The sequence below is a fragment of the uncultured Cloacibacillus sp. genome (assembly GCF_963926575.1).
GTDB classification, from domain to species: Bacteria; Synergistota; Synergistia; order Synergistales; family Synergistaceae; genus Caccocola; species Caccocola faecigallinarum.
The window spans coordinates 695,965-721,435 of record NZ_CAWUXW010000003.1 but is presented as its reverse complement, the minus strand read 5'-3'; the positions used below and the strand labels follow the sequence as shown (position 1 = coordinate 721,435).

Sequence of the window (25,471 nt, the reverse complement as noted above, 5' to 3'; positions counted from 1 at the left end):
GTATAAATATAAAGCGCAGAATTGATAATAGAAAATGCCGATAGGGAGTATTGGGCGGCGATACTGTTATTCGTCGTTTTTCGCTGTATATCACAGCGAAATTGTTTTGAGGCTGAGAGTATAGCGCAGCTTTTATATGCAGTAAGTACATGTTGGTAAAGCTTTTTTTATTTTTTAAGAATATTGAAGCATATTTTTGTGCGATGATAACATTAACAGTAAGGTAAACATCATATTTTTATTGCAGGAGGTACACGATATGAAAAAATTGAGTTTTTGTTTATTGGTACTTATGATTGCCTCTGTGGCATTCATGCCCGCAGCGGCATCGGCTGCGGAAACCTCGGATCCTACGCAAGGGGAAAAGGTGACGATCAAGATAGCCCACGTAAGTCAAGCAGGAGTCCCGATTGATGTCGCTTCACTCAAGCTGGGAGAAGAACTGAATAAAAAAACTGGAGGAAGAATAACCGTTCAGGTATTTCCGGCTTCTGCGCTGGGGAACAACACTGAGCTGCTTGAACAGCTTCAGATGGGAACCCTGGAGATGGCGATATCTTCTGTCGCGTTCTTAGGCGCTTTCACTGATTCGACGAAGCTGCTTGATCTACCTTACTTGTTTGAATCAGATGCGGCGGCTGAAGAAGTGCTTGATGGACCAGTCGGTCAGAAAATCTTCGCCCAGCTTGAGCCTGCCGGATTTAAGGGTGTGGCGTGGCTGGCCACAGGTTGGAGACATGTGACATCCAACAAAGAAGTTAGAAAACCTGAAGATTTAAAGGGACAGAAAATCCGCGTTATGGAAAACCAGATGCACATAGATCATTTCAACGCTCTTGGCGCTTCTGCCGTGCCTATGGCTTTCTCTGAACTTTATACAGCGCTGCAAAACAAAACGATGGACGCTGAAGAGAACCCATTTGCCAATATAGACGGCAACAGGCTGTATGAAGTCCAGAAATATATCATCAAAACCGGACATATATATGACACAAGTCCATTGCTTGCGTCAAAGGCGTGGTGGGATAGACTCTCTAAGGCGGATCAGGAACTTATTCAGGCCTGCGTGAACGACATGGTAAAGTTTGAAAGAAAACTCTCCGCCGAAAACGAGGCAGAGCTTGAAGCAAAGATTGGCGGCAATGGTAAAAACGTTGTGATCGTTCTAACACCTGAAGAACGCGATGCATTCAGGAAAGCTGCGAAACCTGTATACGATAAATATGTTCCCCAGATTGGCGCCGATCTCGTAAAACAGGTCGAAGAGGTCAATAAAAAGTATAAATAGCATTATTGGGGTATGTCGGCTTACTGACTACAACCAAACAGCGGGCCTGCCGCCTTTGTGTGAGGCGTATAGTTAAAGGCCCGCTATATTTATGCCTTAACTATATGATGAGGGAGGATTCTCAAATGAATACAGCGGTTAAAAAAGAACCGTTCTATAACCAGATTGAAAAATATCTGATTGTGGCCATGCTTTTGGTCATGACTGTGATTATTTCGTTCAATATTATTACTAGATTTGTCTTCGACTATACTTTATCCTGGGGAGAACAGCTTACACGTTTTCTTCTAGTCTGGAGTTCGTTTGCTGGTATTAGCTGGTGCGGACGTATAGACGTGCATATGAGAGTTACTGCAATAGCGCTGGCTCTGAAGAAAAACCCCAAAATGTTTCAGATGATTTATCTGCTCGGCGATATTATCGCTATATGCTATGGTTTCTATATGGCCTATGAGATTTTTCAGGTAATGATGCTGGTTAAGAATCAAGGGCAGGTGCTTTCAGCTCTTCCTCTTATTCCTAAGTGGACCATGTATCTCGCTGGTGTGCTCGGTATGGCCGGTATGTCTTTACGAATCATACAAAGAAGAGTTGCTGCTGCAGCTAATAAAAACAACAAAGAAGGACGTGAAAACTAATGACGGGTATGATGATAGGAGTGTTGTTTGCTTGCTTATTGCTGACAGTGCCTATTGCAGTAAGCCTTGGCATAAGCTGTATTTTTGCGTTTTCTCTGTTTGATACCAGCGTGAATATGGTGCAAATGCTGGCGCAATCAACTGTGACCAGTATAGATTCTTTCTCGCTGCTGGCTGTTCCATTCTTTATGCTTGTCGGAAGTTTGATGGAATATGGCGGCATTGCAAAAAAATTGGTTAATGTCGCAGAGTTGTTGACAGGAGCGATGCCTGGAGGGCTGGGGATGGCTTCTATATTAGCCTCGATGTTTTTTGCCGCTATTTCCGGTTCCGGTCCGGCGACTGCGGCTGCGATCGGCGGAATTATGATTGGCGCTATGACTGCCCAAGGATACTCAAAAGGATATGCAGGCGCGCTGATTGCAGCTGGAAGTACGATTGGCCCCGTTATCCCGCCGTCCATACCAATGATTATGTATGGCGTTACGATAGGTGTTTCTGTAAGCTATATGTTTATCGGAGGCATTATCCCTGGAATCCTTATGGGAGTTGTGCTGATGGTATATAACTATTTTGAAAGTAAAAAACGTGGATACAAGGGAAAAGAGTCTGTAGCGCAAACCCCAGCTGAAAGAGCTCGAATTTATAAGGAAGCCATTCCAGCGATTTTGATGCCGATTATTGTTCTTGGCGGAATATATTCCGGCGTATTCACGCCTACGGAATCTGCTGTTATAGGTGTTGTGTATTCGCTGATTGTTGCCGTTTTTGTTTATCATCAACTTACATGGGAGCGGTTTTGTAAAGCTATGTTTGAAGCGACAATCACGTCAGCGACAATAATGATACTTTTTGGAGCAGCCAATACGCTGGGGAGAATATTGACGATAAACAGTGTCCCGACACATATAACGGAGTGGATGCTGTCCATAACATCTTCAGAAATACTCATTATGTTGATGCTGAACATTGCGCTTTTAATTATAGGCATGTTCCTTGATACCATTTCCTCAATAGTTCTGTTCGCTCCGATTTTTGCGCCTATTGCAACGGCTATCGGATATGATTCGCTGCACTTCGGTATCATAATGGTGATAAACCTGTGCATCGGTATGATAACGCCGCCGATGGGCGGTAACCTCTTTGTCGCGCAGCGTGTGTCAAATACGACATTTGAAGAAATATTCAAAGATACATTCCCGATGATAATTGTGCTTTACGCTTTGTTGGCGATTTTGGTTATATTCCCTGACATTACGCTGTGCCTTCCTAAGCTCTTAGGGTATGTTTCGAATGTGAGGTAGAAAAATGTTCCAAAATTTAGAACTATATGTCGGAGATAAACTTATCCGTGGAGATGTCAGACTCCCGGACCATGGCGAAAAATTCCCCACAGTGTGTTTTTTTCATGGTTTTTGTGTCGATCGTATCGGCCTGATGCGCCTTCACGAACTTTTTGCCAGACGATGCGCAGAATCCGGCGTTGCGTGCGTTAAGTTCGACTTCTATGGTTGCGGGGAAAGCGACGGAGATTTCTCTGAAATGCGCTATACCGATGAAAAAGTACAGGCGCAGGCAATATACGAATGGACGAAAAATCAGCAATGGTGCGATACAGAAAATGTGTTTCTTGTAGGGCACAGTTTAGGGGGAGCCGTTGTGTCAAATATTGCCCCTATAGTGCAGCCCAAAGCGATAATATTGTGGGCTCCTGGAAATTATGTGTATTACGATATCAGCAGTCGTGTGCACGCAGTTCCTGGAAACTACCAACCGTTTTATGATATTGGAGGCCTCACGCTTTCAAGCGAATTCCTGGAAGAAGTCAGACGAATCAATATCGTCGAAGATGCGAAAGGATATAACGGTAAAGTTTTAATCATCCATGGGGAAGAAGATGAAAAAGTACCAATTTACGCCTCCGGACTTTATATGGATATGTATGGCGAGAAGGCAGATTTTAAAGTGATAGCGGGCGCTAATCATCAATTTAGCGCTGTTGAATGGAAAAATAAAGTGTATGATTTAAGCATACACTTTATAAAAGAGCGTTGTCAGTAGTGTGAAAAAATAAGTTGTTATGCGACGAGCAGCCGATACGGCATGCTCGTCGCGATTATCTTTATTTGTCGTTATAGCAGCAATCGATACAGAGCAGCCGTCCGTCCTTCACGCGCAGCCACGGCTCGGCGGTGCGCTCGCCGCAGGCGGCGCAGCTCTGCGACGAATATATCCTGGCTTCGCCGGGGAGAGGGAACGGCGCTTCGCCGAAGTCGAAAATTTCCTCCGAGGCCGCGCTCTCCATGAAGGCGCGCTTCGACTCTCTGTCGGCGAATTCCAGGTTTTTCAGCGAAATGCGGAACGACTCGCCGCTCTTCCTCTCATAAAACGTGAACGCCTGCTTGCCGCGCAGACGGAAGATTAGATTTCCCTTGCCGGCGGTGCAGCCCAGCAGCGCCTGAATCGCGTCGACGCCGCAGGCGTCGTTCTCCGCGACGCAGACGAGCTCCTCGTCCTGCGCGCGCCCGTCCAGGCCGAAGCGCTCCATCGCGCAGAGCGCGGCTCTGAAGCCGACGAGCAGCCCGCCGCACGAATGCCCGTGAAATTCTACGCATTTTTTATATAAATCTTCTCTGTCAAGCATCGCGTTGTCCTTCCTTCGCGGATTTTCAAGTATAATTGTGTCGGCTGTATTATATGGCAGTTGATGAAGAGTTTGCAATTCAATACGAATAGAGATACAATTTTCCAGTTGCAGGACCGGGGGCGCGGCTGTGAAAAATGACGGCCAGAGATGTTTGACTAAATTCCAGAGATTCGGCCGCGCGGAAAACCTATCTGCCATATATGCGCCTACGGCCGCTTTAATATAAACAACGGAGGCAGCTTCATGTTTTTGAATTACGACGAAGTTTCTGAAATAACGGCGGAGTACGGCTCTCCGGTATATGTTTACAGCGAGGAGATACTGAGAGACCGCTGCCGCACGCTGCTTGAGGCTTTCGAGGGGCGGATAGCGCCGAGTTTTTCCGTGAAAGCCAATACGAACCTGTCGCTTCTCAAGATAATCCGCGAGGAAGGCTACGGCGCGGACGCAATGTCGCCCGGCGAGATATATCTGCTTGAGAAGGCGGGCTTTCAGAGCGACGAGATTTTCTATATCGGCAACAACGTCTCGGAGGACGAGTTCCGCTTCTGCATCGACCGTGACATTACGGTGAGCGTTGATTCGCTCTCGCAGCTTGAAACGTACAGCCGCATGAACCGCGGCGGCTGTGTCGCCGTGCGCTTCAATCCCGGCATCGGCGCGGGCCACTGCGACAAGGTCATAACGGGCGGCAAGAAGACGAAGTTCGGCGTCGAACCGAAATATTGCCGCGAGGTCAAGGAAATCCTCGAAAAATACGACATGAAGCTGGTCGGCATCAACCAGCACATCGGCTCGCTCTTCCTCGACCCGGCGCCCTACGCCGCGGCCGCGGCGAACCTGCTCGACATGGTGGCGGAGAATTTCCCAGGGCTTGAGTTCGTAGATTTCGGCGGCGGCTTCGGCGTGCCCTACCGTCCCGAGGAGCCGAGGCTCGACTTCGCCGCGACGCGCGACGCGCTCTTCCCGCTGCTCGACGACTTTATCGCGCGCTACGACAACAAATTCGTCCACTTCAAGTGTGAGCCGGGGCGTTTTGTCTGTGCGGAATGCGGCGCGCTGCTCGGCACCGTCAACGCGATAAAGGAAAACTACAGCGAAACCTACGTCGGCACGGACATCGGCTTCAACGTGCTCATGCGTCCCGTGCTCTACGGCTCGTACCATGAGGTCGAGGTGATTTCGGACCGCGGCGGCGAGGAACAGAGCGAGACGAAGAAGGTCAACGTCGTCGGAAACATCTGCGAGAGCGGCGACATTATAGCGAAGGAGCGCGAGCTTCCGCGCGTGGAGGAGGGCGACTTCATCGCCGTGATGAACGCCGGGGCTTACGGCTACTCGATGGCGTCGAACTACAACTGCCGCCTGCGCCCCGCCGAGGTGCTCAAAACGCTCGACGGCGGCTTCAAGCTGATACGCGCGGCGGACACGTTTGAGAGCTTGGTCGAAAATTTCTAAATAGCGAATAAAAACGCCGGAGCTTCGATGTGACGCTCCGGCGTTTTTATATCCTGTCGTCGAGGGCTGCGTGAGATTTAATCCAATTCAGCGCGGCTGAATAAATCCGTAATCAGCTCTCTGTCCTCGCACGCTTCCTTGAATTTCAGAATAAATTCCCCGAGCGCCTCCGCGTCCTCGGAATATGCGCAGAACATGCTGCCTTCGGGGTCGAAGTCAACCTTGCCGAGCAGCTGCGGACATTTTTCGTTGAGGAAAACCTGCGCCAAGCTCGCCCAGTCGTAGCCGTTTCCCTCAAATCCGTCATCGGCGCGCCCGTCGAAAACGTCCTGCAAATATTCGCCCACGTTCAGACATACAGAGGCGGATTCGTCGTGGTCTACCCAAAAGAAGGGCGCGATCGTCCGCTCAAAATTTTCCGTGATTTCCATGATTTCCCGCTCCTTTCGGATTTTGGCGCGCACGGCTGAATCTTCACCGTCAGCGCCGCTTACTTAATGGAGAACAGCTCTCCCGCCGTCGTCGGCACTATTATCCTGCCGCCCGCGATTGCCGGCGTCGCCGTTATGTCGCCGCCGAGTTCGAGCGTCCACTTCGGTTTGCCGGTGGCTTCGTCGAGCGCGAAGAATTTGCCGCCGTTCGCCCCGACGTATATCGTGCCGTCGTGGTACGCCGCGGAGGAGAATACCGAGCCGCCCGCGTCGAAGCTCCAGAGCACGCCGCCCTTCTGCGCGTCGAGCGCCGTCACCTTGCCCGATATGTCGCCGAATATGACGCGCCCGTTCGCGACGAGCGGCGAGGTCTCTATCTGCGCCTTCGCGTCATAGCTCCATATCACGGCCTCGTGCTTGATGCGCGCGCAGTAGAGCTTTCCGTCCTGGCTCGCGAAGTAGAGCAGGCCGTCCGCGGCGGCGGGAGCCGAGGTTATCGGTCCGCCGACTATCGCGCGCCATTTCTGTTTGCCGGTCGCGCAGTCTATCGCGTAGAGCTTGCCGTTGCGGTTGCCGACGTAGACGACTCCGTCTGCGACTATGGGCGAGCCGGTCACCGCCGCGTCTGTCTTGAATTTCCATTTCTGCCAGCCGGTCTTTATCGTCACGGCGTAGACGTAACTGTCGTCGGAGCCGAAATATACGACTCCGTCGGCCGCGGCGGGCGAGCTCTGCACGTTGTTCGAGGTCGTGAACTGCCACAGCTGGTCTCCGGTCAGCGCGTCGACGCAGTAGAGCCTGCTGTCGTAGCTGGTGACGAATACCTGTCCGCCGTAGACGGCCGGAGCGGTAGTTATCCAGTTCCCGGTGTCGAACTTCCAGCGCTCCTCGCCGGTCTTGAGGCTGTACGCGTACATCGCGCCTTCGTTAGAGCCTACGTATATCGTGCCTCCGTAGACGGCGGGCGACGACGACGTGTCGCGCGGCGCTGGCGCGCTCCATTCGACCTCGCCTTTGAAGGAGTCGGCCGCGTCCGCCGTCAGCTGCGAGTTGCCGCTGCGCTCCGCGTCGTTCTTGAAGAACGGCCAGTTTTCGGCCGCCGCCGCTCCCGCGGTCGAGGCTATGAGCGCCGCCGCGAGAAACATTTTTAGTGTTCTGCGCATTTCTGTTTCCTCCTTAAACGCCTCTGTCGGGCGTATTTTTGTCTTAACCTTTGTAGTCGCCGCGGTCGGTCACTACGCGGTAGCCTATCGCCTCGACGCGCCGTTCGAGCGCCGCGCGCGCCTCGGCCGCCTCTTCGCCGCTGCTGAGCTTGTTGTCGTAGAGCATATATTTTTTGCGCACCGACTGCGGCGAGAGGTTCGGCATCACTACGTTGCAGCCTGCGAGTATCCCGCGCTCGCGTCCGTCGCCTTCGATTGTGCCGAGCGCCGTCGTCGCGGGCAGCAGCACCTTCGGGTTCATCAGACGCACTATCGTGAGCAGGAAGAGCGTCAGCTCCGCCGTGCCCGCGGGCTCGTGCGCGAAGGGCGTGTCGTGGTGCGGAATGAACGGGCCGATGCCCACCATCTGCGGCGCGAAGCTCTTTATGAAGAGCAGGTCGCGCGCGAGGTCCGCCGTCGTCTGATAGGGCGAGCCGACCATGAAGCCGCAGCCGACCTGATAGCCTATCTCTTTCAGGTTTTGCAGGCACTCCATGCGGTTCGCGAGAGAGAGCTCCTTCGGGTGCAGCTTCGCGTAATGCTCCGGCGTCGCCGTCTCGTGGCGCAGAAGGTAGCGGTTCGCGCCCGCGTCGTAATAGCGTTGATACGTTTCGCGGCTTTTCTCGCCGAGCGAGAGCGTTATCGCGCAGTCGGGGTACGACGCGCGTATTGCGGCGATGATGCCGGTCATTATGTCGTCGGTGTAATATGCGTCCTCGCCGCCCTGCAGCACGAATGTGCGGAAGCCGAGCGCCCAGCCCTCGCGGCAGCATTCGAGTATCTCGTCCTTCGTGAGACGGTAGCGCTGCGCGTTTACGTTGCTCCGCCTGATGCCGCAGTAAAGGCAGTCGTTTTTGCAGAAGCTCGAAATTTCGACGAGTCCGCGCACGTATATCTTGTTCCCGTAGTGTTCGAGCGCGCGGCTTCGCGCGAGCGCGAATAATTTTTGCGCCGTCTCTTCGTTTCTGCCGTCTATCAGAAATTCCAGCTCTTCGAGCGAAGCGCCGCAGCTTTCGTATAGTTTGTCTATTATTTTATCCGCGTCCATGCGCGCACCTCCCAGGCCTTTGCGGCATTTTGTAATTATAGCTCAAAGTTCGCCTGCGGGCGGCGCGCGCGGAATTTTATGGCGCGTGCGCGCCGCGGGTGATAATATTGAAACGGCGGCGCGCGTCAGGCCGCGCCGCGGAATTTATCGTCACGGAGCAGAATTCTGATGGAATCGCATAACAACGGAAACGAAGCAGAGGCGGCGCGCTCGGTAAAAATTTACGGCGCGCGCGTGCATAATCTGAAAAATATAGACGTCGAGGTGCCGCTCGGCAAGCTCGTCGCCGTCGCCGGAGTCTCCGGCTCGGGCAAGTCGTCGCTCGCGCTCGGCATACTGTACGCGGAGGGCTCGCGCCGCTACCTCGAAGCGCTCTCTACATACACGCGGCGGCGCATGACGCAGGCCGCGGAGGCGAAGATAGAGAGCATAGAAAACATCCCGCCCGCGCTCGCGCTGCGCCAGCGCCCCGCCGTGCCGGGAGTGCGCAGCACCTTCGGCACGATGACGGAGCTGCTTAACAGCCTGCGGCTCATGTTCTCGCGGCTCGGGAGCCACAGGTGTCCGAACGGGCATATCTGCCCGCCGTCGATAGAGACCGCCGCAATGGGGAAGATAGTCTGCCCGGAATGCGGCGCGGAGTTCGAAGGGCCGAGCGCCGAGAGCTTCTCGTTCAACAGCGGCGGCGCGTGCCGGACCTGCGGAGGCGTCGGCGTCGTGCGCGCGGTCAACGAAGCGGCGCTCGTGCCGGACGAATCGCTCACGATAGATGAAGGGGCCGTCGCGCCGTGGAACTCGCTGATGTGGTCGCTGATGACGGACGTCTGCCGCGCGATGGGCGTGCGCACCGACGTGCCGTTCCGCGAGCTGACGCCGGAGGAGCGCGAGATAGTCTTCCACGGCCCCGCCGTGAAGAAGCATATTCTGTACAAATCGAAGAATTCCGACGTTGCGGGTGAGCTCGACTTCACATACTACAACGCCGTATACACGGTGGAAAACGCGCTCGCGAAGGTGAAGGACGACCAGGGGATGAAGCGCGTCGAGAAATTCCTGAAGCAGGACGTATGCCCGGACTGCGGAGGCTCGCGGCTCAACGAAAAGGCGCGCTCGACGCTTCTGCGCGGAATCGACCTCGCGCAGGCGACGGCGATGACTCTCGACTCGCTCGTAAAATGGGCCGCGGAAGTGCCCGCGGAGATGCCGGAGGAGATGCGCCCGATGGCGGAAAGCATCGTCTCGCAGTTCCTTAACACCGCGAAACGGCTTGAAGAGCTCGGCCTCGGCTACCTGACGCTCGACCGCGCCGGAGCTACGCTCTCGACCGGAGAGCGGCAGCGCGTTCAGCTCGCGCGCTCCGTGCGCAGCCGCACGACCGGCGCGCTCTACGTGCTCGACGAGCCGTCGATAGGGCTGCATCCGGCGAACGTAGAGGGGCTGCTCGGCGTCGTGCGCGACCTTGTTTCGCACGGCAACTCCGTCGTAATGGTGGACCACGACACGCGCGTGCTGCGCGCCGCGGAATGGATGATAGAGATGGGGCCGGGCGCCGGGGCGGGCGGCGGCAGGGTAGTCGCCGAAGGCACGATAAAGGATATAGAAAACAACCCCGCTTCGCTGATAGGCGGCTTCCTCGCGGAACGCGAGCCGGCGGCGGCGCGGAAGCGCGCCTCGCGCGAAGAGATGTTCGCAAAAGGGCGCGTCGCGCTGCGCACGAAGCCGCTGCACACGGTGCGCGCGCTCGGCCTTGAGATACCGAAGGGGCGGCTGACCGTCGTTACGGGCGTCTCCGGCTCAGGAAAGACGACGCTCGTGCTCGAAAGCCTCGTCCCTGCGCTCAAGGCGCGCATCGCGGGCGAGGCCGTGCCGGCTCACATAGAGAAGCTCGAAGCCGCTGGCATAAAGCGCGCGAACCTCATCGACGCGACGCCTGTCGGAGCGAACGTCCGCTCGACCGTCGCGACATACTGCGGCGTGCTCGACGACCTGCGGAAGCTGTACGCGGCGTCGCCCGAGGCGAAGAAGCGCAAGCTCAAGGCCGGGGATTTTTCATACAACACGGGTTCGCTGCGCTGTCCGGACTGCGACGGCACGGGGCAGATAACTATGGACGTGCAGTTCCTTCCCGACGTCGAAATAATCTGTCCGTCGTGCGGCGGCGGGCGCTACTCGGAGGCCGCGCGCGGCGTTACGCTGAACCTCGGCGGCGGGGAAATTTCTCTGCCGGAGCTCATGGCTCTGACCGTCGACCAGGCGCGCGAAAAACTCTCCGGCGTCAAGGGCGCGGGCGAAAAGCTTCGCACGCTCTCAGAGCTCGGCCTCGGCTACCTGACGCTCGGCGAGGCGACGCCGGCGCTCTCGGGCGGCGAGGCGCAGCGGCTCAAGCTCGCCGCCGAGATGGGGCGCGCGCAGGACGACGCGGTCTTCGTCTTCGACGAGCCGACGATAGGGCTGCACCCGCTCGACGTGCGCGTGCTGACCGGAGTGCTGAGCCGCCTCATAGAACATGGCGCGACGGTCGTCGTAATCGAGCACGACCTCGACATGATAGCGAACGCCGACTACGTTATAGACATGGGGCCGGGCGGCGGTGATGCTGGCGGGCGCATAGTCGCAGCCGGAACGCCCGAGGAGGTCGCCGCGTCGCCGGAGAGCGTGACGGGGCGCTACCTCGCCGAAGCGCTGCGCCCGCAGAGCATAAAATAAGGAGGCGGAGCGATGGGGATAACCGTCGGCAGCTATTTCAGCCTTTACGACAAACGCGCGGAGCTCGCGCGGATTTATAAAAAATACGGTGCTAGGGCTATCTTTATCGTCCCCGCGAGGCTCGACCGCGATTTCATGCTCGAGCTGATATGCGGCGGCGAGCCCGGCTTCGGCGCGCGCCCCGCAGTATGGACCGTCGGAGACCTGCTCCTTGAGCTGCAGCGTGCGACGAAGGAGTACGAGCGCATAATCGACCCGCCCGACCACAAGCTTATACTGCGCTGGCTGCTTTCGGAATTCCTCGCCGAGGCGGAGGAGAAGGGCGCGGCGCTCGAACCGGGCTACAGCCACGCGGGCTTCGTCTCCGTCCTCGGAGAAAACATAAAAGATCTGCTCGCCGAGGAAGTTTCTGCCGGTTCGCTGCGCTCGGCGCTCGGCGAAGAGGTTGAGGAATATTCGCCGGAGTCGGTGCTTATTGAGCTTTACGAAAGATACACGGAATACCTCGAGGACTACGGCCTCGCCGACGCGGCGCAGATTTTTACGCTCGCGCGCAGAAAGCTCCTGACCGACGCGGGGCGCGTGTTCGTAGAGGGAAAGAAGATAGTTTTCGCGGGATTTCTCTCGTTTACATCGTCGCAGCTCCGGCTCGTAAAGGCGCTCGGCGAGCTTGCGGATTTGACGATGCTACAGCCGGAGACGGGGCTCGACTGGTTCCACGACGGAATATTACAGCTCAACGAGGGCTATAAAGAGAGGCCGAAATGGGACGTCCCCGTCGTAAAAATCGACGCGGGCAATCCGCAGCTCGAGCTTGAGGCCGTCGCGCGCGAGCTCGCGCTCTGGGCCTGCGGCGAAGGCGCGCTGACGGCGCTCGGCGAGTTCGGCGGATACGGCTCCGTCGGCCTCATGACGAGCCCCGACAGGCTTCATATAGCGGAATACGCGCTCTCGCGCTATAAAATTCCCTACAACGTCCAGGAGGGCGGCACGGCGGGCGAAACTCTGCTCGGCGGCCTGCCGTCGGCCATATGGCGCGCGCGCCGTTCCGGCTGGAACAACCGCGAGACGGCTCTGCTCGTCTCGAACCCGCTGCTTTTCGGATGGGGCGGCGAGCTGCCGCGCTGCGACGAAGGCTCGATGCCCGACGGCATGGATGCGTGGCTCAGCGCGCTGCCGGAGGATGCCGGCGAAACGCTGCGCCGCGCGGACGCGCTCTGCGAAGATTTTGAAGGAGGCGCGTCGCCGGAGGCGGCGCTGTCGCTCTGGCGCGATTTCCTGAAGGGCTGCCGCGTTGCGGAAAGGGCAGCGTCGGCGGCCGCGGAGCTGAGCGAGCTCGACGGAAGCGTCAAGCAGGCGGCCTCGGCGCTCGACGAGCTCGACAAAAAAATCAGAAAGCTCGCGGACGATTCCAAGGACATCGGCCCGGCCGCGAATATAACGCTGAAGGGCGCGGAGGCCGCGGCCTTCATAAACGAATGGGGCGCTACGGCGACGCTGCCCGTGCAGCTGCCGCAGAGCCGTTCCGTGACTGTCTACGCCGGCCCGCCGCCGACGCTCGCGTCGCACCGCTGCTGGATAATGACCGGCGTCGACTCGAACCGCTGGCCCGGCGTGCTGCGCGAGTCGATGCTGCTCGGCAACGACAAAAAGGCGAAATTCAACGCCTCGCGCCCCGAGGACGGCGAGCCGTCGCACCTTCCCGAGCTTCATGAGGAGCGCGAACAGAAGGAGGCTGTCTTCCGCCGCATCCTCGCGACCGGGCGCGAGTGCGCCGTAGTGACGCGCGCGCTGTTCAACGAGAACGGCGAAGAATGCGGCGAATCGCGCTTCGCGGCCTCCGCGCTGGACGGCAGGGGCGAGCGCTGCTGGCGCGTAGCGGGCTCGGCCCTCTATCCGGCGGAGCGCTCGATGCCGGACGGCGGCGGCCCGTGGTTCCCGCAGGCGGAGGTCGTCTGCACGCCCGTGAGCCACGGGCGTCCCGAGGCGCAGCCGGTGGGGCGCGCCGCTCCGTCGGAGCTCCCGAGAATACGCGTCAGCGACATAGACAGGTGGAACGTCTGCCCCTACATGTACTGGTGCGAGCGCGTGCTCGGCCTCGAAAGCGGACGGCCGTCGCTCTACGACAGCCGCAAGGCGGGGACGCTCGCGCACCTAGCGTGGGAGGCCGCCTTCCGCGAGAAGGAAGAGAATCCCAAGCTTTCGATACACCGCTACGTCATGGACAACTGGACGCGCTTCAAGACCTTCGGCTATCCTGAGCTCGACTCCGACCCGCGCCTCGCGCGCTACGAAAAACGGCTGCGCCGCCAGATGTTCGACATGGCGGCGGCTCAGGACGAGCTTGAGGAACGCCTCGCCGCCGCCCCGAAGCTTGCGACTGAGACGGAGGTCCGGCTCGACGGCTTTGAATTCGCGGGCGCGCTCTTCACGGGGCAGGCGGACAGGATAGACCGCTTCGAGGACGGAATAGTGGTGCTCGACTACAAGCTCGGCGGCAGCAGGCCGCACGAGAAGGAGCTCCAGGTCGCGGCCTACTGCGCGATGCTCGCGGCCTCGCGCGAGGAAAACATCCTCGGCTTCGGCTGGCTCGGACACGCGGGGCCGTCGCTGAGCGGCTACTTCTCCGGGAAAATTTTCGATCTGTATAAATTTAAGGACACCGTGAATAAGAGGGAATCCTTCGCTAAAAGAATCGACGAGGCCCTCGCGCTCATGGCGGATATGGCGGAGTCCGTGCGCAAGGGCGAATATCCGCCGATGTACAACGTTAAGAACCGCGTATGCCAGACCTGCGCCTACTTTACGCTCTGCCGCAAGAGGGAGAAGCGCGTCTACATTGAATCCCTTATCGAGGAGGCGGAAAACGATGACGCAGAATAACGCGCCGAAGTGGCATTCGCTCGTGACCGGAACCGCCGACCAGATAGCCGCGCTCAAGAGCGAGGCGCGCCTGACCGTCGTCAGCGCCGGGGCGGGAACCGGAAAGACGCAGACGCTCTCGCAGCGCTTCGCGTGGCTGCTCGCCTCCGACCCGTCGTGCGGCGCTGGAGAGATACTCGTGCTGACCTTTACGAAAAAGGCCGCCGCCGAGATGCTCGGAAGAATAAAGGAGACGCTCGCCGCGTGGCACAACGCCTATCCTGACGAGCTGGCGCACCTCGGCGAGCGCATCGAGCACATGGACGACGCCTATATCTCGACGATACACGCCTTCGCGATGAAGCTGATACGCGAGTCGGGGCTCGCGCTCGACATAGACCCCGCCGCCGCGATAATGCCGGCGCCGAAGGAGGAGATATGGTGGCAGGAGTTCGCCGCCGCGCTCTCCTCCGCGTCGTTCGGCAAAATTTCCGCCGCGCTGCCGGAGGAGTGGCGAGCGCGCGCAGGCGAGCTGTTCCGCTCGCCGGACTTCGTAGACGCGCTCAACGCGCTGACGCCCGAGGCGTTCGCGGACGCCGCGCGCAGCTGCGCGGAGAAGCTCTACTGCGCTGGGCAGAGCGCGGACGAACTGTGGCGCTGCGACGGCTCGGCGCTCGAGGCCTCCGCCGCGTCGATGGTCCCACTGCGCGCAGAGATATACGAGCTGTGGATGGGCGAAATTTTCACCGCGCTCGCCTCGGAGGGGCTGCTCGACTGCGGCAAGAAGGCGAACGACACGCAGAGGAAGTTCGCGGACTTCCGCGAGAAATGGACGGCGCGCGCCGTCGGGCCCGACGACGGCGAAGCCCTCGCAGAATTCTGCCAAGGGCTGTTCGACGAGGCGCTGAAGCCCGCTCCTCGCGGAAAGATAAAAACGGCTGTCGAAGCGCTTCTCGGATGTCCGCTCACTGAATGGCGCGGCGAAACGCAGGAGGCGCTCGCGCTGCTCGAACCGCCGTCGGAGGCCGAAAAGAGGATAAACGGCCTTCTCTGTAAAGCCTGCGCCGTAGGCTGGGCCTGCTGGGACGAGTTCCGTCGCCGCGAAGGGCTTCTCTCGATATCGGACCTCATATACTATGCTTCGAAGGTCGTGCGCTCGTCGCCGGAGTACCGGACTAAGTTCAAGCATATAATGGTCGACGAATTCCAGGACACCGACCCGCTGCAGAACGAGCTTATAGAATCGCTCTGGGGCGGCGGCGAGGGCGGCGCGACGCTCTTCGTCGTCGGCGACCAGAAGCAGTCGATTTACCGCTTCCGCCACGCCGACCTCGGCCTCTTCCGCGACTACACGGCGCGCGCGCTGAACAATCACGAAGCTGCAAAATACATCGTGCTCGATCAGAACTTCCGCACCGCGAAGGGGCTTCTCGAAAAATTCAACGACCTCTTCGGCGAAATGTGGGGCGGCGCGGATTCGCCGGTCCTCTACGAGCGGCTCGCCGCGCCCGAGAACGACGAGGCCTCCGCGCGGCGCGACGGCGCGGAGGTGCCGTACCCGCGCTTCGAAGCTCTGCGCGCCTTCGCGCCTTACGTCGAGGACAAAAGCGAACGCCCAGACTCCGCGGCGCTGCGCCTGCGCCTCTACGCAGGGCTCGGGCGGAAATTCGCCGCTATGGTCGAAGCCCAGGCTCCGGTCTGGGACAAGCGCGCGAAAGTTTTCCGTACCGTCCGCTGGCGCGACTTCGCGGTGCTCGTCCAGACGCGCGCCGAATACTCGGACATCGAGCGAGCCTTCGAACGCATCGGCCTGCCCTACGTGCTCTCGACAAGCAAGGACTATTTCGGCCGCGGCGAGACCGGCGACCTCGTCAACCTCGTTTCGCTGCTCGCCTCGCCGGACGATCCGCTCTTCCTCGCGGGCTGGCTCGCCTCGCCGTTCAGCGGCGTCGAAAGCGCGGAGGCCGAGGAGCTCATAGAGGCGGCTCTCGAAAAGAGAGAACGCGGGAGCGCGCTGCCGCTCGCGGAGGCCGTGACGCGCGCGCGTCCCGACGTTATGGCTCGGCTTGACGAAATGCGCCGCCGCGCGCTGCTTGGCGGAGTCTCCGAAGTTCTGCTCGGCCTGCTCAAAACGCCGCAGTTCCTCGAAAATTACGCGGGAATGCGCCGCCTGCGCGTCAACGCGAACGTCGTCTACCTCGCGAACATCGCGGCGGAGTACGAGCGCTCCGAGGGAAAGTCGCTGCGCGGCTGCGCCGAATACCTGCTCACCGCGTCGTCCTCGGGCAGCGCGAAGGAAGAGCCGGAGCTCTTCGGCGACGATGTCGACGCCGTGCGCGTGATGACCGTCCACGCCTCGAAGGGGCTCGAATTCCCCGTCGTCGCGATGACGCTCTCCGACAAAAAGGGCGCGTCGCTGCCGTCGATAATCGTCTCTAAAAAATACGGCGCGGCGGCGAAGGATTACCCCGAGTACCTCGAAGGCGCGGGCGAAGCGCGCGGCGACGGACGCACCGCGGCGTACAGATGGGAGCGGCACGATGAGAACGCCGCGCAGCGCGAGGAGCTGGAGCGCCTGTGGTACGTCGGCTTCACGCGCGCGCGCGACCGGCTGATACTCTGCGGAATCTACAAAGAGCCGAAAAAGGCGGAGAGCGCGAAGCCGAACTTCCTCGGCTCGATAATAGAGAGCGGGCTCTGCGACGAATACACAGATTTGGACGAGGACGACAAGAGCGTCCCGAAGTACGCCGAGTACGCGGCCCCCGCGGAGGGCGCGAAGCTCGGTCTGAAGGTCGTGAGCCCCGCGAAGCTCGGGCGCATTTCGGCCTCGGCCTACGCGCTGCTCTCGTGGTGTCCCGCGGCCTACCGCATGATTTACCGGCAGGGGCGCGACGCGGACTGGATAATCAAGGGCGGCGGGGGCGGCGCGGACTTCGGCGTCATGGCGCACTGGCTGCTCGCGCGCTGGGACTTCCGCGCCGAAAGCCTCGACCTTCTGCTGCCGCGCGCGCGCGGCCTCGAATGGCACGCCGTCAGCTGGCGTATGCCCGCCGAGCTTCGCTTACAGTACCGCTCGGACGCGAAGCGCGCGGAGCTGCGCGCTATGCTCGAACGCTTCGCGGCGACAGAGGAGTGCGCGCGTCTCGCCGCGCTCGCCGGAGAGGAGGGCGCGCTGCAAAGGGAGACGCGTTTCCGCGTGTCGCTGAACGGCACCGTGCTGATAGGCGCGACGGACCTTTTCTGGCGCGACGCGGACGGGCTGCATCTGCGCGACTGGAAGAGCGCGCCGGAGGAGACGGCCCCGTCGTTCTATTATGAGAAGCAGCTCGAATTCTACGCCTGTGCGCTGAACCGCTGCCTCGCGGCGAACGGCGGCGCGGGCATGCCGATAGACTCGGCGCTCATATATCTGCGCTCCGACGGAACGGGCGACGTGCGCAATTACGATGCGGAGGATTTTGCGAAAATCGAGGAAGAGATAGAAAACGCGGCGATCCGCGCCGTCTCGGGAGACTTCGGTGGAGCGGCGGAACGCTGCGCGCGCTGCCCGTGGCGCGCGGACTGCATGGAAAAGGGCAAAGCTTTATAACGCCGCCGCGGATTCGCGCGGAAGGCAAAAGAGAGCGGCGCGCCGGTAAAGCTCGGGACGCGCCGCTCTCTTTATGCCCTTTTGCCGGCGCATCGAGCGCGACTATTTTTCGGCCTTCTCCGCCGTCATCTGTTCTATCAGCGTCTCCGCCGCGCGCGTCAGCTCGTCCCTGTCCGCCGACTGCGATTCGAGCGTCAGCACGCCGTCTTTGCCGAGCTTCACGATTAGGCTGAGTCCGAGGACGGGGCGGCTTTCGAGCATCGCGCCGCGCCCCGCGACGGAAATTTTCTCCGCGCTCTCGCCGCCCGAGGTTTCGCCGCCTTCGCCGACCTCCGCGACGGGCTCCCAGAGCTTAGGCCCCGCGCCCTCCATCCACACGGCGAGGAACTTGACGCCGTTCGCCGTCCTGTACTCGCGTTCGAGCCACTGTCCCTGATGTCCGGAGACCGCATCAAGCTGCGTCTCGCGCAGCGGGCCGCACGCCCAGCCCTCGACCTCCGGCAGCGCCGCCGCGAACGCCTGCGAGGCCGCGAGCGCCGCAATCGCCGCGGCGAGCAGAAATTTTCTAAGTTTCATGAGGATTCCTCCAATCTCATCGCTGCCGCTAAGTATAGCGCTTAATGCGAACCGCGCGCAAACGAAACGCCGCGCCGATTTGCCGCCGCGCCGCGCGGTATTGTAGAATGCTTATGACAGACTTGGCAGAGCGGGAGGTGCGCGCGATGAACTGCGGCAGACCGGACGATATAGACGAAGAGATTATCCGCATACTGTGGCGCGACGGACGCATAACGATGCAGGAGCTCGGACGGCGCGTACACCTGACGGGGCAGGCGGTGAAGAACCGCATCGAGCGGCTCGAAGATTTGGGAATAATCCAGCGCTACACGGTCAACGTGAACTGCCCGGTCTACGGGTACAAGATACACGCGCTGATAAAGGTCGAGCTCCGAGCGTCGCAGCCGCAGGGCTTTGAAGATTTCATCAACAGCGGACAATATAAGATAATCCACTGCTACCGAGTGACGGGCAAGCCCTCTTACGTCGTCGACGCATATTTCATGTCGGAGGAAGAGCGCGACGGCTTTCTCTCCGAGGCGGAGAAGTACGGCGTTTGCAGCATAGACATAGTGCTGCGCACCGTCGGCCCCTTTTAGCGCTGGGACTTGAAAAATTCAAGCGAACGGCCCGAAAGGGTTGAATCGCATCGTGGCGGCGGAGAGGCGCTTCATCTACAATTCAGCCGTTCGGCGCGGAAGCGCACGAAACAATCAAATGCGACGGAGGAATTGACGATGAATACGAAAGGGGTCTCCTATCAGCAGCTGCGCAGCGCCACGGGGAAGGTAATCTATAACGGGACGACCTTCCTCATAGACCCGATGCTCGCGGAAAAAGGGCGCTACGAGGGCTTTGCCGGAACGTTCAACGCCGAGGTGAGAAACCCGACCGTAGAGCTGCCTGAATCCAAAGAAAAGATAATGGAGGGCGTCGACGCGGTAATCGTCACGCATACGCACCTCGACCATTGGGACGATGTCGCGCAGCAGTTTATCGATAAAAAGATTCCGTTCTTCGTGCAGGACGAGGCCGACGCGGCGGCGATACGCAAGGCGGGCTTCAAAAACGTCACGGTTCTTGACGGGAGCGCGGAGTTCGGCGGCGTAACGCTGACGCGCGTTGAGGGTACGCACGGCACTCAGGCGATGTACGACGACGCCGGCCTGGCGGCGCTGCTCGGCGAAAGCATGGGCGTGGTCTTCGCCGCGCCGGGAGAAAAGACCGTATATCTGCTCGGCGACACTGTTTGGACGCCGCGCGTCTCGAAGACGTTCCACGCCGTCAAGCCCGACGTGCTCATCATGAACACCGGCTATGCGAAGATACTCGGCTACAACGAAAGCATCATCATGGGCACGGCGGACGTGGCGAAGGCCGCCGCATTTTTGCCCGAGGCCGAAATCGTAGCCGTCCACATGGACGCCATCAACCACTGCACGGTCTCCAGAAAGAACGTAAGAGCGCTCACGAAGATGCTGAAAATCGAAGACCGCGTGCACGTTCCCGAGGACGGAGAAACGGTCGCGTTCTAAAAAATAAGCGAATCGTCATCAAAAGCGAAGAGAGCGCCCGGCGGAGGAAGGCCGGGCGTTTTGCTTTGCCGCCGGCGCGGCGCGATACGCAGACAATTTCATATATGTAATGTAAAATAAACTGCAGCAATGTGCCGCGCAAAGACGCGGCGCGAAATTTATGAATATATGAAACGAAGGAGCAACCGCCTTTGCGTAAATTTTTTATCAGAGTTTTCGGATGCCAGATGAATTCCTACGACGGGGACAGGCTGCGCACCGCGATGAACCACATGGGATGGACGGAGTCGGCGGAGGAGGAGGCCGATGTCGTGATGCTCGTGACCTGCAGCATCCGCGAGAAGGCGGAGCAGAAGGCCGCGAGCGAAATCGGCCGCTACGACCTTCAGCGCCGCAGGACGGGCAAGCCCGCGGTCGTCCTTGTCGGCTGCATGGCGCAGCGCATAGGGCGCGAGATGGCGAAAAAATTCCCCTGCGTCAAGCTCGTCTCCGGGCCGCGCCATCTCGGACTCGTGCCTCAGGCCGCGGCGGAGATAACGCCCGACTGCGCGCCGCGCTTTTTCATGGACGACGACCCGCGCGCGCTCATCGACCTCGAGGTTGTGCCGACCGCGCGCACGAACCCCTTCAAGGCCTACGTCACGATAACCTACGGCTGCGACCGCTTCTGCTCATACTGCATAGTCCCTTACGTGCGCGGCAGGCTCCAGTCCCGCGCGCACGAGGATATTCTGAACGAGGTGAAGACGCTCATCGACGGCGGCGCGCGCGAAATTACGCTGCTCGGACAGAACGTCGACGCCTACGGCAAGGATTTGAAGAACGGCTACGGCTTCGCCTCGCTGCTCGCCGACACGGCGGCTTTGCCGGGGCTCGAGCGGCTTCGCTTCGCGACCTCGCACCCTAAGGATTTCGACGCGGACATCCTCGACGTGATGCGCGACAACCCGACGATATGCCGCGCGATAAATCTGCCCGTGCAGTCCGGCAGCGACAGGATACTGCGCGAGATGAACCGCGGCTACACCTCGGGCCAGTACCTCGAGCTCGTCGACAGGATTAAGGCCGCGCTCCCCGACGTGAGCCTCACGACGGACCTCATCGTCGGCTTCCCGGGCGAGACGGAGGAAGACTTCCGCGATTCGTACCGCCTGCTCGAAACTGTGAAGTTCGACATAGTCCACACGGCGGCCTACTCGCCGCGCGAAGGGACGCGCGCAGCCGTGATGGACGGACAGATTGACAACCGCGTCAAGGCGGCGCGGCTCAACGAGATGAACGCGCTCCAGGCGTCGATCGCGCGCGGCTCGAACGAACAGTACGTCGGCCGCGACTTCGAGATACTCGCCGACGGCTGGGCTCCGCGCGGCGAGGGCAGGATACAGGGGCGCACGATGACCGACAAGGTCGTCATAATCCCAGGCGACGAGTCAGATTTCGGCAAGACGATACCGGTCACGATTACGCGCGCGAGCCACTGGTCGCTCGAAGGCGAGCGGAGGACGAAATGAACCTTCGCGGCTCCGGCAAGCTGCTGACCGCGGCGGGGATTTTATGCTTCGCCGTCGCCTTTCTGCTGCTGAATTCGTTTCGCGGCGAGTTCGGCAAAGACACCGCGGGGCTTAACAACGACGCGCCGTGGATGGAGGACACGCTCGAAGTAACGCCGCAGGCCGCGGCCCCCGCGCAGTCCGGGCCGGAGCGTATCGCCTCCGTCGCGCAGAGCGCGCCCGCTGCCAAGTGGGTCGTCTACGTCACGGGCGCGGTGCGCAATCCAGGCGTTTACGAGATAGCGCCGCAGTCGCGCGTCTACGAAGCGCTGAACGCCGCGGGCGGCTTCTCGTCCGACGCCGACCAGGAGGCGATCAACCTTGCAGCACAGCTGGCGGACGGCGTTCATATAAAATTCCCGCGCAAGGGCGAGTCTGCGCAGCCGCAGACCTCCGCGCCCGCTGCTCCGGCGGCGCAGTCCGTTTCGTCCGCACCGCGCGCGCCTGCGGCCTCCGGCAAAATCAACATAAACACCGCGAGCCTCGGCGAGCTCGACACGCTCGCGGGAATCGGGCCGAAGACGGGTCAGGCGATAATCGCCTACCGCGAGGCCAACGGCCCGTTCCGCCGCGCCGAGGACCTGATGAACGTCAAGGGCATCGGCCCGAAGAAATTCGACGCGATAAAGGACGACATAACGATTGGCGGTTAAGGAGGGGCCGCTCGCCGCGGCTCCCGCCTTTTTTATATTCGTCTCGCTCTGCGTCTCGATTCTGCTCGGCGTGCGCACGTCCGCGCCGGTCTCCGCAATCGCCGCCGTCTCGGCGCTTTTTTCCGCTGCCGCGATATTCGCGGGCACAGAGCGCGAGGTCCCCGGATGGCGGCGGATGCTCGCGCTCGTCGTAATTCTTTCCTTCGTCTTATCTTTCATATCCGCGGCGCGCACGCGCGAAAAAATTTCATTTCCCGACAGCTTCGAAGCTTACGGAAAAATCCTGCTCGTGCGCGATTGGGGCAAAACGCGCGCTTATCTCATAGAAACGCCATACGGGCGCGCGGCGGCCTACTCGCGCGAAAATCTGCGCGAGGGCGCGGGCGTCCGGCTGCGCGCCGCGTCGTTCGATTTCAAGCGAGCGGAGGAGCGCGGCGGCTTCGACGAGATGCTCTTTTGGCGCGGCAGGGGCGCGGTGAAAAAGCTGGAGCTTTTCGAAATCCGCGAGACGGCTCCGCCCTCGGGGCTCGCGGCCTGGCGCGCACATCTTGACGAGCTTTTCCGCGCGCGGCTCTATCCGCTTAGCGCGGCATATATGTCCGCGCTCACGACGGGGCGCAGGAGCGCCGCGATAGAAGAGCCGCACGAGCGCGCCGGGACGATACACCTGCTCTCGGTCTCCGGCTTTCACGTCGGCGTGCTCGCGTGGCTGCTCTTTTTCCTCAAGCGCGGAGGCGCGGCGAGGACCGTCACGGTATCCGCGCTTCTGTGGCTTTACGTCGCATTTGCGGGATTTCCGCCGGGCGGTGCGCGCGCGGCCGCGATGGCGCAGATCTGCATCGCGGCGGAGGCTCTCGGCCGTCCGTACTCGTCATTCAACAACGTAAGCGCCGCGGCCTGCCTCATGCTTTTGTACAATCCGTGGAGCTTCTTCGACGTCGGCTGGCGGCTCTCCGTGCTCGCGGCTCTCTTCATAACGGCGGGCGTCCGGCTCGTCGGGCGCGGTTTCGCGGGCGCAGCAGCGCTTTCCGTGCTCGTATGGTTCGTCAGCGCGCCCGTCGTCGCGGAGGTATTTTCGTCCGTTCCCGTCGCTGGGCTTACGTCGAACCTCGTCGCAGTGCCCTACTTCGCCGTCGTCTTCCCTCTGATATTCGCGCTCTGCCTGCCGCCGCTGCTCGGCCTTCCGCTCGCGCCGCTCTTCGCGGAGACGAGCGAGCTTATTCTGCGCTTTTCGCAGAGCGCGCTCGACGCACTTGCGTCGCTGACTCCGGCGCAGGTCGGATACTCGACGCCGCTCTTCGTCCTCGCCGCCGCGATTTTCTGCTCGGCCGCGGCGCTCAGGTGCGGCGCTCCGCTCCGGCGCGCGCCCTTTATCGTCCTCTTTTCGCTCGCCGTCCTGCTATATTTCCGCGCGGTGTTGTAAAATATAAAAATTGTATCTCTTGGGAGGAATGGCGGATGCTTCTCGTCTTCGACATCGGCAACACGAACACTGTAATGGGCATATTCGACGGGGATAAGCTCGTCGGACACTGGCGGCTCACGTCGCGCAAACGCACGGCGGACGAGGTCGGCTTTATGATTCAGGGGATGCTCTCATCCTTCGGCATAGACAAGGGCGCGATAGACGGCGCTATATTCGGCAGCGTCGTGCCGCCGCTCGACGAAATGATACGCGGCGGCGTGCGCAAGTACATCGGCATAGAGTGCCTCCGCGTCACGGCGAAGCTCAACACGGGGCTCACGATAAAGATGAAGAACCCGACCGGCATCGGCGCGGACCGCATAGTGAACGCCGTCGCCGCGCGTGAAAAGTACGGCGCGCCGCTCATCGTCGTCGACCTCGGCACCGCGATAACCTTCGACGTAATAGCGCAGGACGGCGCGTACCTCGGCGGCGCGATTGCCCCGGGCATGGAGCTCGCTATGGAGTCGCTCTTCTCGCGCACCGCGAAGCTGCCGCAGATCGAGCTCGTCGCGCCGGAGCACGTCATCGGCGGAAACACCGTCGAGGCGATACAGTCCGGCATCATCTACGGCACGGTCGGCATGGCGGACAAGATAATCAAGGGAATTTTCAAAGAGCTCGGTGGCCCGTGCCGCGTCGTCGCGACCGGAGGACACGCGCCGCTCATCGCGAAATATTCAAACCGCATCGACACCGTAGACCAGTGGCTGACGCTCGACGGCCTGCGCATAATTTACGAGAGGAACTGTTTTGGAAAATAATCCGCAAACGGGCGGCGCGGCGTTCGCGCTTCCAGGATGGCCGAAAAAAATAGGCGGCGTCGCGGTCGATAACCCGATATGGCTCGCGCCGCTCGCGGGCATAACCTTCAGCTCGTTCCGACGCTTCCACCGCGCGCTCGGCGCGGGGCTCGTCCACACGGAGATGGTGAGCGCGCTCGGCCTCATATATAAAGGACGCAAGACGAAGGAGCTGCTCTACGGCTTCGACGACGAGCGCCCCTGCGCGCTCCAGCTCTTCGGCGCGAGCGCGGAGGACGTTGCGAAGGGCGCGGAGATCGCGCTGACGATTCGCGGCTTCGACGCGCTCGAGGTCAACATGGCCTGCCCGATGCCGAAGGTTACGAAAAAGGGCGCGGGCTCGAAGCTGATGGAATTTCCCGACGAGGCAGCGGCGATGATGCGCGCGCTGAAAAGCTTCGGCCTGCCGGTATGGGCGAAGGTGCGCGTCATGCCGCGCGGCTCGGCGCTCTCGACGGCGGACTTCTGCGCGAAGCTCTTCGAGGCCGGGGCGGATTTCGTCTTCGTCCACGGACGCACGCCCGCGCAGAGGTACGAGGGGACGGCGTCGCGCGAGGCCGTCGGCGAGGTCGCGTCTCTCTTCCCCGAAATGATAGGCGGCAGCGGCGACTGCTACGCGCCCGGGGATTTTGAGGATTATCTCGCGCGCGGCTGCGCGGCGGTGCTCGCGGCGCGCGGCGTCCTTCGCGACGCGCTGCTCGTGCCGCGCACGCTGAAGCGGCTCGGCGCGCCAGTGCCAGAGGACTTCTGCTCGCAGACGCCCGAGGCGCAGGCCGGAATCCTTCTCGAACTCGGCAGAAACATCTATAATACCGAAGGGGAGCCGCTCGCGCTCATGATAGCGAAGAGAATGCTCGGAGCGCTCTTCAAAGGCTTCGCGGGAGCGCCGAAGCTTCGTCGCGAGGGCGCGATGGTCAGAAAATGGGAGGACATGGAAAAGCTCCTCACAGTCCGCGGCCTCGGCGAAAGCGGCGCGGAGTGCGGCGAAGCGCCGAATATAGAAAATTAAGCGTCATCATAAAGATTTACTAAAAA

The 25,471-nt window shown here is 60.2% G+C and carries 20 protein-coding genes; 15 read left to right on the top strand and 5 right to left on the bottom strand.

The window, feature by feature from the left end; genetic code table 11:
- Window positions 1-259 precede the first annotated feature (259 nt).
- From ABGT66_RS08510 to ABGT66_RS08495, 4 genes are all read left to right on the top strand, one after another.
- Entirely contained in the window at window positions 260-1,288 is a 1,029-nt protein-coding gene (locus ABGT66_RS08510; protein ID WP_303148574.1) for a TRAP transporter substrate-binding protein, read from the top strand.
- Between the two features lie 125 nt (window positions 1,289-1,413).
- Window positions 1,414-1,926, top strand: coding sequence for a TRAP transporter small permease (locus ABGT66_RS08505; RefSeq protein WP_303148570.1), 513 nt, complete (start codon window positions 1,414-1,416; stop codon window positions 1,924-1,926).
- Entirely contained in the window at window positions 1,926-3,230 is a 1,305-nt protein-coding gene (locus ABGT66_RS08500) for a TRAP transporter large permease (protein ID WP_303148567.1), read from the top strand. Before ABGT66_RS08505 ends, ABGT66_RS08500 begins: the two co-directional genes overlap by 1 nt.
- A 4-nt stretch (window positions 3,231-3,234) precedes the next feature.
- Window positions 3,235-3,987 carry an alpha/beta fold hydrolase gene (locus ABGT66_RS08495; RefSeq protein ID WP_346690136.1) on the top strand — a complete coding sequence of 251 codons (753 nt, stop codon included), beginning with the start codon at window positions 3,235-3,237 and terminating at the stop codon, window positions 3,985-3,987.
- Between the two features lie 61 nt (window positions 3,988-4,048).
- Here the strand turns inward: ABGT66_RS08495 and ABGT66_RS08490 are convergent, their stop codons facing one another.
- A complete protein-coding gene (locus tag ABGT66_RS08490; protein ID WP_346690134.1) occupies window positions 4,049-4,570 on the bottom strand; it encodes an FmdE family protein in 522 nt (173 codons plus the stop codon).
- 246 nt (window positions 4,571-4,816) lie between these two features.
- Between ABGT66_RS08490 and lysA the strand changes: the two genes are divergently transcribed.
- Complete coding sequence (lysA, locus tag ABGT66_RS08485; RefSeq protein WP_346690132.1) at window positions 4,817-6,031, top strand: diaminopimelate decarboxylase; 1,215 nt, start codon at window positions 4,817-4,819, stop codon at window positions 6,029-6,031.
- Between the two features lie 77 nt (window positions 6,032-6,108).
- Here lysA and ABGT66_RS08480 read toward each other — a convergent pair whose 3' ends face one another.
- Genes ABGT66_RS08480 through hydE form a run of 3 tightly spaced genes read right to left on the bottom strand, consistent with a single transcriptional unit; the run spans window position 6,109 to window position 8,712 of the window.
- Window positions 6,109-6,462, bottom strand: coding sequence for an immunity 51 family protein (locus ABGT66_RS08480; protein WP_303148559.1), 354 nt, complete (start codon window positions 6,460-6,462; stop codon window positions 6,109-6,111).
- Between the two features lie 59 nt (window positions 6,463-6,521).
- Window positions 6,522-7,625: a PQQ-binding-like beta-propeller repeat protein gene (locus ABGT66_RS08475; protein ID WP_346690130.1), complete on the bottom strand. Its 1,104-nt coding sequence runs from the start codon at window positions 7,623-7,625 to the stop codon at window positions 6,522-6,524.
- A 43-nt stretch (window positions 7,626-7,668) separates the two neighbouring features.
- Window positions 7,669-8,712 (bottom strand): [FeFe] hydrogenase H-cluster radical SAM maturase HydE, encoded by a 1,044-nt coding sequence (gene hydE / locus ABGT66_RS08470; RefSeq protein ID WP_346690129.1) that lies wholly within the window; start codon window positions 8,710-8,712, stop codon window positions 7,669-7,671.
- A 168-nt stretch (window positions 8,713-8,880) separates the two neighbouring features.
- Between hydE and ABGT66_RS08465 the strand changes: the two genes are divergently transcribed.
- The 3 genes from ABGT66_RS08465 to ABGT66_RS08455 are packed head-to-tail and all read left to right on the top strand — an operon-like array spanning window position 8,881 to window position 17,872.
- Window positions 8,881-11,418 (top strand): excinuclease ABC subunit UvrA, encoded by a 2,538-nt coding sequence (locus ABGT66_RS08465; protein ID WP_346690127.1) that lies wholly within the window; start codon window positions 8,881-8,883, stop codon window positions 11,416-11,418.
- A gap of 12 nt (window positions 11,419-11,430) precedes the next feature.
- Window positions 11,431-14,301: a PD-(D/E)XK nuclease family protein gene (locus ABGT66_RS08460; RefSeq protein WP_346690126.1), complete on the top strand. Its 2,871-nt coding sequence runs from the start codon at window positions 11,431-11,433 to the stop codon at window positions 14,299-14,301.
- Window positions 14,288-17,872 (top strand): UvrD-helicase domain-containing protein, encoded by a 3,585-nt coding sequence (locus ABGT66_RS08455; protein WP_346690125.1) that lies wholly within the window; start codon window positions 14,288-14,290, stop codon window positions 17,870-17,872. Before ABGT66_RS08460 ends, ABGT66_RS08455 begins: the two co-directional genes overlap by 14 nt.
- 102 nt (window positions 17,873-17,974) lie before the next feature.
- Here ABGT66_RS08455 and ABGT66_RS08450 read toward each other — a convergent pair whose 3' ends face one another.
- Window positions 17,975-18,448 (bottom strand): hypothetical protein, encoded by a 474-nt coding sequence (locus ABGT66_RS08450; RefSeq protein ID WP_346690123.1) that lies wholly within the window; start codon window positions 18,446-18,448, stop codon window positions 17,975-17,977.
- Window positions 18,449-18,561: 113 nt separating this feature from the next.
- Between ABGT66_RS08450 and ABGT66_RS08445 the strand changes: the two genes are divergently transcribed.
- The 7 genes from ABGT66_RS08445 to ABGT66_RS08415 all read left to right on the top strand — a co-directional run bounded on the left by ABGT66_RS08445 (window position 18,562) and on the right by ABGT66_RS08415 (window position 25,445).
- The gene (locus ABGT66_RS08445; RefSeq protein ID WP_346690121.1) at window positions 18,562-19,029 is read left to right on the top strand and encodes an Lrp/AsnC family transcriptional regulator; all 468 of its coding nucleotides are present in this window, start codon (window positions 18,562-18,564) and stop codon (window positions 19,027-19,029) included.
- A 138-nt stretch (window positions 19,030-19,167) separates the two neighbouring features.
- Window positions 19,168-19,965 carry an MBL fold metallo-hydrolase gene (locus ABGT66_RS08440; protein ID WP_346690119.1) on the top strand — a complete coding sequence of 266 codons (798 nt, stop codon included), beginning with the start codon at window positions 19,168-19,170 and terminating at the stop codon, window positions 19,963-19,965.
- Window positions 19,966-20,156: 191 nt separating this feature from the next.
- Window positions 20,157-21,476 (top strand): tRNA (N6-isopentenyl adenosine(37)-C2)-methylthiotransferase MiaB, encoded by a 1,320-nt coding sequence (gene miaB, locus ABGT66_RS08435; protein WP_346690117.1) that lies wholly within the window; start codon window positions 20,157-20,159, stop codon window positions 21,474-21,476.
- Window positions 21,473-22,168: a ComEA family DNA-binding protein gene (locus ABGT66_RS08430; protein ID WP_346690116.1), complete on the top strand. Its 696-nt coding sequence runs from the start codon at window positions 21,473-21,475 to the stop codon at window positions 22,166-22,168. Before miaB ends, ABGT66_RS08430 begins: the two co-directional genes overlap by 4 nt.
- Window positions 22,158-23,591: a ComEC/Rec2 family competence protein gene (locus ABGT66_RS08425; RefSeq protein WP_346690114.1), complete on the top strand. Its 1,434-nt coding sequence runs from the start codon at window positions 22,158-22,160 to the stop codon at window positions 23,589-23,591. The genes ABGT66_RS08430 and ABGT66_RS08425 overlap by 11 nt, the downstream gene beginning before the upstream one ends.
- A gap of 35 nt (window positions 23,592-23,626) precedes the next feature.
- Window positions 23,627-24,397 (top strand): type III pantothenate kinase, encoded by a 771-nt coding sequence (locus ABGT66_RS08420; RefSeq protein ID WP_346690113.1) that lies wholly within the window; start codon window positions 23,627-23,629, stop codon window positions 24,395-24,397.
- Complete coding sequence (locus ABGT66_RS08415; RefSeq protein ID WP_346690112.1) at window positions 24,387-25,445, top strand: tRNA-dihydrouridine synthase; 1,059 nt, start codon at window positions 24,387-24,389, stop codon at window positions 25,443-25,445. Before ABGT66_RS08420 ends, ABGT66_RS08415 begins: the two co-directional genes overlap by 11 nt.
- The last annotated feature ends 26 nt before the right edge of the window (window positions 25,446-25,471 follow it).

What these genes read in the sequence shown, in the direction of transcription:
- ABGT66_RS08480 (WP_303148559.1), bottom strand. Translation starts at nt 6,462, where the DNA reads ATGGAAATCACGGAAAATTTTGAGCGGACGATCGCGCCCTTCTTTTGG.
- ABGT66_RS08430 (WP_346690116.1), top strand. Translation starts at nt 21,473, where the DNA reads ATGAACCTTCGCGGCTCCGGCAAGCTGCTGACCGCGGCGGGGATTTTA.
- ABGT66_RS08445 (WP_346690121.1), top strand. Translation starts at nt 18,562, where the DNA reads ATGACAGACTTGGCAGAGCGGGAGGTGCGCGCGATGAACTGCGGCAGA.
- ABGT66_RS08490 (WP_346690134.1), bottom strand. Translation starts at nt 4,570, where the DNA reads ATGCTTGACAGAGAAGATTTATATAAAAAATGCGTAGAATTTCACGGG.
- ABGT66_RS08500 (WP_303148567.1), top strand. Translation starts at nt 1,926, where the DNA reads ATGACGGGTATGATGATAGGAGTGTTGTTTGCTTGCTTATTGCTGACA.
- ABGT66_RS08510 (WP_303148574.1), top strand. Translation starts at nt 260, where the DNA reads ATGAAAAAATTGAGTTTTTGTTTATTGGTACTTATGATTGCCTCTGTG.
- ABGT66_RS08450 (WP_346690123.1), bottom strand. Translation starts at nt 18,448, where the DNA reads ATGAAACTTAGAAAATTTCTGCTCGCCGCGGCGATTGCGGCGCTCGCG.
- ABGT66_RS08420 (WP_346690113.1), top strand. Translation starts at nt 23,627, where the DNA reads ATGCTTCTCGTCTTCGACATCGGCAACACGAACACTGTAATGGGCATA.
- lysA (WP_346690132.1), top strand. Translation starts at nt 4,817, where the DNA reads ATGTTTTTGAATTACGACGAAGTTTCTGAAATAACGGCGGAGTACGGC.
- hydE (WP_346690129.1), bottom strand. Translation starts at nt 8,712, where the DNA reads ATGGACGCGGATAAAATAATAGACAAACTATACGAAAGCTGCGGCGCT.
- ABGT66_RS08460 (WP_346690126.1), top strand. Translation starts at nt 11,431, where the DNA reads ATGGGGATAACCGTCGGCAGCTATTTCAGCCTTTACGACAAACGCGCG.
- ABGT66_RS08440 (WP_346690119.1), top strand. Translation starts at nt 19,168, where the DNA reads ATGAATACGAAAGGGGTCTCCTATCAGCAGCTGCGCAGCGCCACGGGG.
- ABGT66_RS08465 (WP_346690127.1), top strand. Translation starts at nt 8,881, where the DNA reads ATGGAATCGCATAACAACGGAAACGAAGCAGAGGCGGCGCGCTCGGTA.
- ABGT66_RS08475 (WP_346690130.1), bottom strand. Translation starts at nt 7,625, where the DNA reads ATGCGCAGAACACTAAAAATGTTTCTCGCGGCGGCGCTCATAGCCTCG.
- ABGT66_RS08455 (WP_346690125.1), top strand. Translation starts at nt 14,288, where the DNA reads ATGACGCAGAATAACGCGCCGAAGTGGCATTCGCTCGTGACCGGAACC.
- ABGT66_RS08495 (WP_346690136.1), top strand. Translation starts at nt 3,235, where the DNA reads ATGTTCCAAAATTTAGAACTATATGTCGGAGATAAACTTATCCGTGGA.
- ABGT66_RS08505 (WP_303148570.1), top strand. Translation starts at nt 1,414, where the DNA reads ATGAATACAGCGGTTAAAAAAGAACCGTTCTATAACCAGATTGAAAAA.